This is a genomic window from Arenibaculum sp., from assembly GCF_035998295.1.
In the GTDB taxonomy this organism is placed as follows: Bacteria; Pseudomonadota; Alphaproteobacteria; order Azospirillales; family Azospirillaceae; genus DASYHS01.
Window position 1 is genome coordinate 1 of record NZ_DASYHS010000181.1, and the last position, 6331, is coordinate 6331.

Consider the following 6331-nt stretch of genomic DNA (forward strand, 5'->3'; position numbering starts at 1 on the left):
ACCGCTCCGACCACGCGGGGGACCGTCTGTCGCTCGCCTTCCTCCTGCCCCTGGAGGAGCCCGTCGATCCCAGGTCGGTCCGCATCTCGCTCGCGAGCTTCGACCCGACCTTCTACATCGACGTCGTCATCGCGCAGGAGCCGGTGCGCCTCGACGGCTCGCCTCCGGACGGGTGCGCGGCCGTGGTCGAGGCCCCTCCCCCGGTCGAGGAGCGCAGCATCGCCGACGCGCAGGTCGAAGCCCTGGACATCGGGCCGGAAGACGACGTCGAGGGGACGGTCGGCGTCCGGTTCGCCAGCTGGATCACGGTGTCCTGCCCCGCGGGGACGGCGCCGTGAGCGCGCGGGCGGCCAAGCTGCGCCGACTGGGCCTGGCGGCGCTGGCGACCCTGCTGGCCGCGGCGGCGCTGACCGCGGCGTCGCTGGGCACCATCGACCCGTTCCCGGGCCTGACCGCCCTGGTCCATGAGGGCCAGCGGACGCTGCACGCCGGACTGGCGGACGCCCTCCGCGCGGTTCGCGCCGCGGGCCCCGGCGCGGCCTGGGGCCTGATCGCTGCGAGCTTCCTGTACGGCGTCGTCCATGCGGTCGGCCCGGGGCACGGCAAGGCCGTGATCTCGGCCTATGTCCTGGCCGACGCGCGGCATCTGCGGCGCGCCGTCGGGCTGTCCTTCGCCGCCGCCCTGCTCCAGGCGGTCACCGCGGTCGCGGTGACGTCCGTGGCGCTCCACCTGCTGGGCGCCACCGCCCGCGACGCGGCCGGAACCGCGGCGGTGCTGGAACGCGGCAGCTTCGCGCTGGTCGCCCTGGTCGGCGGCATCATGGCCTGGTCGGGGACAAAGCGGCTGCTCGCCGCGCGGGCGGGGTCCGGGCACCGGGACGATCGACACGGACACGGCGGCGATCACGATCACGATCACGTTCACGTTCACGATCACGGGCATGCCTGCTGCGGGCATGCCCATGTCCCGCCGCCGCGCGCCCTCGACGATCCTTCCTGGCGGCGGAGCGCCGCGATCGTGCTCGCGATCGGCCTGCGGCCTTGCTCGGGGGCGCTGCTGGTGCTGGTCCTCGCGAACGTGATGAAGATCCAGGCCGCGGGCATCGCCGCGACGTTCGCGATGGCGCTGGGAAGCGCGATCGCGGTCTCCGTGCTGGCCGCGCTGGCGCTGGCGGCGCGCGAGGCGGCGCTCGCGCTCGCCGGCATATCGGGCGGCCGGCGCCTGGAAGCGGCGGGAGCCGCGGTCGCGGCGGCCGCCGGGCTCTTCGTGCTCGTGGCCGGCCTCGTCCTGCTGATGGCCCCGGTCCCCTCGCCGCCGCTTGCCGTGCCGCTGCGGTGACGAGGGGGTTCCCAGGTCAGTCCAGGGTTTCCAGCACGTCCCGGATCGTCTCGAACAGGCGGTCGATCTCGTGCTTCTCGATGATGAGAGGCGGCGACAGCGCGATGATGTCGCCGGTCGTGCGGATCAGCGCGCCCTTCTCGTAGCATTTCAGGAACGCCGAGAAGGCGCGCTTGCCGGGCTGCCCCGCCATCGGCTCCAGCTCGATGCCCGCGATCAGGCCGAGGTTGCGCAGGTCGACGACATGGCGCGTCCCCTTCAGCCCGTGCAGCGCGTTCTCCCAATAGGGAGCGAGCTCGGCCGCACGCTCGAACAGCCGCTGCTCCTGGTAGGTCTCCAGGGTCGCGAGCGCGGCGGCGCAGGCCAGCGGGTGGCCGGAATAGGTGTAGCCGTGGAACAGCTCGATCTGGTTCTCCGGCCCGGTCATGAAGGCGTCGTAGATGTGCTTGCGCGCGAACACAGCCCCCATCGGCACCGTGCCGTTGGTGATGCCCTTCGCGGTCGTGATCAGGTCCGGCATCACGTCGAAGTACTCGGTCGCGAAGGCCGCGCCGAGCCGGCCGAAGCCGGTGATGACCTCGTCGAAGATCAGCAGGATGCCGTGCTTGTCGCAGATCTCGCGCAGGCGCTTCAGGTAGCCCTTGGGCGGGATCAGGACGCCGGTGGAACCGGCGACCGGCTCGACGATGACGGCCGCGATCGTGGAGGCGTCGTGGAGCGTCACGATCCGCTCCAGCTCGTCGGCGATGTGCGCGCCCCATTCCGGCTCCCCGCGCGAGAAGGCCTGCTTCGCGCGGTCGTAGGTGTGCGGCATGTGGTCGACGCCGTTCAGCAGGCTGCCGAAGAACTTGCGGTTGCTGACGATGCCGCCGACGGAGATGCCGCCGAAGCCGACGCCGTGGTAGCCGCGCTCGCGTCCGATCAGGCGCTGGCGCGTGCCCTCGCCGCGCGCGCGGTGATAGGCGATCGCGATCTTGAGCGCCGTGTCGACCGCCTCCGAGCCGGAATTGGCGTAGAACACGTGGTCCAGGTCGCCCGGCAGGGTCGCCGCCAGCCGGGAGGCCAGCTCGAACGCCAGGGGATGGCCCATCTGGAAGGCCGGCGCGTAGTCCAGCTCCTCGATCTGGTGGCGGACGGCCTCGACGATCTTGGGCTGCCGGTGGCCGGCGTTCACGCACCACAGCCCGGCGGTGCCGTCGAGGACCTGCCGCCCGTCGTGGCTCGTGTAGTACATGCCTTCCGCACTGACCAGCATCCGCGGCGCCGCCTTGAACTGCCGGTTCATCGTGAACGGCATCCAGAAGGCTTCGAGGTTGTTCGGTGTTACGATCGGACCCGTGCCGTCCATGGGTGCCCTCCTGAGTGTGCGGGTTTCCAGCAAGCCTAAACGCGTCGAGGAAAATCGACAAGAGACTTCCTATGCTTGTATCGATTCGCCGGATGAGAGACATTCCCGTTGAGGATTATTGACACTCAAACGGAGACGGCAGACCCAATGGAGTTCGACGTCGGGGCGCGCCTGCGCCGGATCCGCGAGATGCACGGGCTGTCGCAGCGCGAGCTGGCGCGGCGCGCCGGCGTCAGCAACGCGGCCGTGTCGCTGATCGAGCAGAACCGGACGAGCCCGTCGGTGGGATCGCTGAAGAAGGTGCTGGACGGCATCCCGATGAGCCTCGCGGACTTCTTCGCCCTCGACGAGACCCCGCGCGAGCAGGTCTTCTTCCGGGCGGGGGAACTGAGCGTGATCTCGGAAGGGGCGATCCGCTACGCCCAGATCGGCCGCGACCTCCAGGGCCGGGCGCTGCAGATCCTGCACGAGCGCTACGCCCCCGGCGCCGACACGGGCCAGACGATGCTGCGCCACTCCGCCGAGGAAGGCGGCGTCGTCGTGAGCGGGGAACTCGAGGTGACGGTCGGCGACCAGCGCCAGGTCCTTGGCCCCGGGGACGCCTACTACTTCAACAGCCGGCTGCCGCACCGCTTCCGCAATGTCGGCGACGGGGAATGCGAGGTGGTGAGCGTGTGCACGCCGCCGAGCTTCTGAACCCTCCCGCGGACGCGGCACCGCCGTGCTACCCCGCAAGGCGGGGTTGATGACCTTCCTCATAGGGCGCACGCTCGAACGGATAAGTCCAGCGACACGAGGGCTGCCGATGCCGTTCCGCCACCATCTCCTCCCCGCCGCGATGCTGCCCCTCCTGCTGCTCGGGCTCCAGCCCGCCGCCCGGCCCGCAGCCGCCCAGGACGTCGCCCAGGATGCCGCCCGCCCGGCCCCCGAGGCGGCCACGGGGTGGATTTCCAAGCCCCTGGTCGAGGCGCAGGACTTCATGGTCGTGGCCGCCCACCCGCTCGCGGCCCAGGCCGGCTACGAGGTGCTGAAGGAAGGCGGCAGCGCGGCCGACGCGGTCATCGCGGTGCAGCTCGTCCTCAACTTGGTCGAGCCGCAGTCCTCCGGGATCGGCGGCGGGGCGTTCATGCTCCATTGGGACGCCGGGGAGGAGGTTCTGGCCGCCTATGACGGGCGCGAGACGGCACCGGCCGAGGCCGGACCGGACCTGTTCCTGACACCGGAAGGCGAGCCCATGGCCTTCGACGAGGCCGTGATCGGCGGCCGGTCGGTCGGCACGCCCGGGACGCTGCGCCTGATGGAGCTGGTGCACCGCCTGCACGGCCGCCTGCCCTGGGAGCGCCTGCTCCAGCCCGCGATCGAGCTTGCCGAGGCCGGCTTCGAAGTGACGCCCCGACTCGCCGCGCTCGTACGCGAGGAGGAGGAGACGCTGCGCCGCTTCCCGGCGACGAGCGCCTATTTCCTACCCGGCGGCCAGCCGGTCGAAGCCGGCGCCCGGCTGCGCAACCCCGAATTCGCGGCCTTGCTGCGCAGCGTCGCCGAAAGGGGCGCCGACGCCTTCTACCGCGGCGACGTCGCGCGCGAGATCGTCGAAACCGTGCGGGGCACGGCGGGGAATCCGGGCCTGCTGTCGGAACAGGACCTCGCGGGCTACCGCGTCGCGGTGCGCCGCCCGGTCTGCGGCGAGTACCGCGCCCACACCGTCTGCGGCATGGGCCCGCCGAGCTCGGGCGCGCTCACGACGCTCCAGATCCTGGGCATCCTCGAGCATTTCCATCTCGCCTCCCTCGACCCGCTCTCGGTCGAGGCCACGCATCTCTTCGCCGAGGCGAGCCGCCTCGCCTATGCCGACCGCGCGCTCTACATGGCGGACGCCGACTTCGTCCCGGTGCCGGTCGACGGCCTGATCGATCCTGGCTACCTGATGCTGCGCGCGCAGCTGATCGACCGCAACTCCGTGATCGAGAACCCGCAGCCCGGCAACCCGCCCTGGCGCGAGGGCCGCGCCTATGCGCCGGACCTCTCGATGGAGATCCCCTCCACCTCCCACGTCTCGATCGTGGACGGCGACGGCAACGTCGTGTCGATGACGACGACGATCGAGGCCGGCTTCGGCTCCCGGCTGATGGTGCGGGGCTTCCTGCTCAACAACGAGCTGACCGACTTCTCCTTCGTGCCCGAGACCGACGGCCGGCCGGTCGCGAACCGCGTCGAGCCGGGCAAGCGGCCCCGCTCGTCCATGGCCCCGGCCGTGGTCTTCGATCCCGCCGGGGAGCCGTTCATGGCCACGGGCTCGCCCGGCGGGGCGCGCATCATCGGCTACGTCACCCGCAGCATCCTCGGCGTCGTCGACTGGGACCTGAACGCGGCGGAGGCCGTGGCCCTGCCCCACGCGGTCAGCCTCGGCGGGGCGGTGGACCTCGAGGCCGGCACGCCGGCCGCAGCCCTGGCCCCGGCGCTGGAGGCTCTCGGCCATCGGGTCAACGTCCGCGACCTCAACAGCGGCCTGCATGCGATCGTAATCCGCAACGGCATTCTGGCCGGCGGCGCCGACCCGCGCCGGGAGGGCATCGCGCTCGGCGACTAGCACCGTCGTCCGGTCCCGGCCGATCGGGCGGAGCTGCCGGCTTGCACCGGGCCGGCGGCTCCGCCTATCCTGGCGTGCTGGCCTGGAGGACGACATGACCAGCACTCTCACCGACATCCATGCGGCGTTTCTCGACCGTGCGCGGCGCGTGCTCGCCGCCGATCCGCGCATCCACACGCTTCTCGCGGGCGGCTCTTTCGTTCATGGCGGATTGGACGCCTTCTCCGACCTGGACCTGATCGTCCTCGTCGAGGAGGAGGCCTATGCGGAAGTCATGGACGGCAGGACCGGGATCGCGGCCCGCCTGGGCGATCTCCTGAGCGCGTTCACGGGAGAGCACGTGGGCGAGCCGCGCCTCCTGATCTGCCTGTACGGGTCGCCGCTCCTGCACGTGGACCTGAAATTCGTGACGTCCTCGGACCTGGACCGGCGGATCGAGCGGCCCGCGATCCTCTGGTCCCGCGACGAGGCGGCGGTCGCCGGAAGGCTGGCGCGCGCGCGGATCGCATGGCCGGACCAGGATGCGGACTGGTTCGAGGCCCGGGCATGGGTCTGGCTGCACTACGCCGCCTCCAAGCTCGGGCGGGGAGAACTGTTCGAGGCGATCGGAATGCTCGCCTTCTTTCGCGAACAGGTGCTGGGGCCGATGCTCCACCGGCGCGCCGGGCGTCCGCAGCGCGGCGTCAGGCGGATCGAGGCTCTCGGGCGGGACGGGGCCGGCGCGCTGGCCGCGACGATGGCCGGGGCCGACGCCGCGTCGGTCAGAAAGGCGATCCTGGCCTCGGTCGATCTCTACCTGGATCTCCGGGCGGACGATCCGCCGGCGGCGGCCGTGCGGAGCATGCCCGGAGCGCTCCGGGACTTCATCGGCGACGAGGCCCTGGCCGACGCGCCGATGACGCGGGGAACCACGTGACCGCTTGGCCCGGGAGCCTTCAGCCCGGCAGGTGGAACATCATCAGCAGCGTGCGCTGGAGCGCCCAGAAATTGTCGTCGCTGACGACGTAGACGTTCCAGCCGCCGCCGTCCGCCGGCGCCGCCGCGATGCCCTCGAAGT

General features: G+C 71.6%; 6 protein-coding genes. 5 read left to right on the plus strand and 1 reads right to left on the minus strand.

All coding sequences use genetic code 11. The features are described 5' to 3' along the window. Together VGO20_RS18195 and VGO20_RS18200 are read left to right on the plus strand one after the other, a co-directional pair. Positions 1-338, plus strand: a 338-nt coding sequence (locus tag VGO20_RS18195; RefSeq protein ID WP_327503792.1) for a DUF1007 family protein, incomplete at its 5' end; no start/stop codon positions are given. Continuing rightward, complete coding sequence (locus VGO20_RS18200) at positions 335-1339, plus strand: nickel/cobalt transporter (protein ID WP_327503793.1); 1005 nt, start codon at positions 335-337, stop codon at positions 1337-1339. The genes VGO20_RS18195 and VGO20_RS18200, both read left to right, overlap by 4 nt. 16 nt (positions 1340-1355) lie before the next feature. Here VGO20_RS18200 and aptA read toward each other — a convergent pair whose 3' ends face one another. Then, the gene (gene aptA / locus VGO20_RS18205) at positions 1356-2687 is read right to left on the minus strand and encodes an omega-aminotransferase AptA (protein WP_327503794.1); all 1332 of its coding nucleotides are present in this window, start codon (positions 2685-2687) and stop codon (positions 1356-1358) included. A 147-nt stretch (positions 2688-2834) separates the two neighbouring features. Between aptA and VGO20_RS18210 the strand changes: the two genes are divergently transcribed. The 3 genes from VGO20_RS18210 to VGO20_RS18220 all read left to right on the plus strand — a co-directional run bounded on the left by VGO20_RS18210 (position 2835) and on the right by VGO20_RS18220 (position 6190). Beyond that, positions 2835-3383 carry a cupin domain-containing protein gene (locus tag VGO20_RS18210; RefSeq protein WP_327503795.1) on the plus strand — a complete coding sequence of 183 codons (549 nt, stop codon included), beginning with the start codon at positions 2835-2837 and terminating at the stop codon, positions 3381-3383. Positions 3384-3492: 109 nt separating this feature from the next. Further along, positions 3493-5274 carry a gamma-glutamyltransferase gene (gene ggt / locus VGO20_RS18215; RefSeq protein WP_327503796.1) on the plus strand — a complete coding sequence of 594 codons (1782 nt, stop codon included), beginning with the start codon at positions 3493-3495 and terminating at the stop codon, positions 5272-5274. Between the two features lie 94 nt (positions 5275-5368). Continuing rightward, a complete protein-coding gene (locus VGO20_RS18220; RefSeq protein ID WP_327503797.1) occupies positions 5369-6190 on the plus strand; it encodes a hypothetical protein in 822 nt (273 codons plus the stop codon). Positions 6191-6331 lie beyond the last annotated feature (141 nt).

Excerpts from the sequence above, each read along its gene's own strand:
- aptA (WP_327503794.1), bottom strand. The coding sequence starts at position 2,687 with ATGGACGGCACGGGTCCGATCGTAACACCGAACAACCTCGAAGCCTTC.
- VGO20_RS18210 (WP_327503795.1), top strand. The coding sequence starts at position 2,835 with ATGGAGTTCGACGTCGGGGCGCGCCTGCGCCGGATCCGCGAGATGCAC.
- ggt (WP_327503796.1), top strand. The coding sequence starts at position 3,493 with ATGCCGTTCCGCCACCATCTCCTCCCCGCCGCGATGCTGCCCCTCCTG.
- VGO20_RS18220 (WP_327503797.1), top strand. The coding sequence starts at position 5,369 with ATGACCAGCACTCTCACCGACATCCATGCGGCGTTTCTCGACCGTGCG.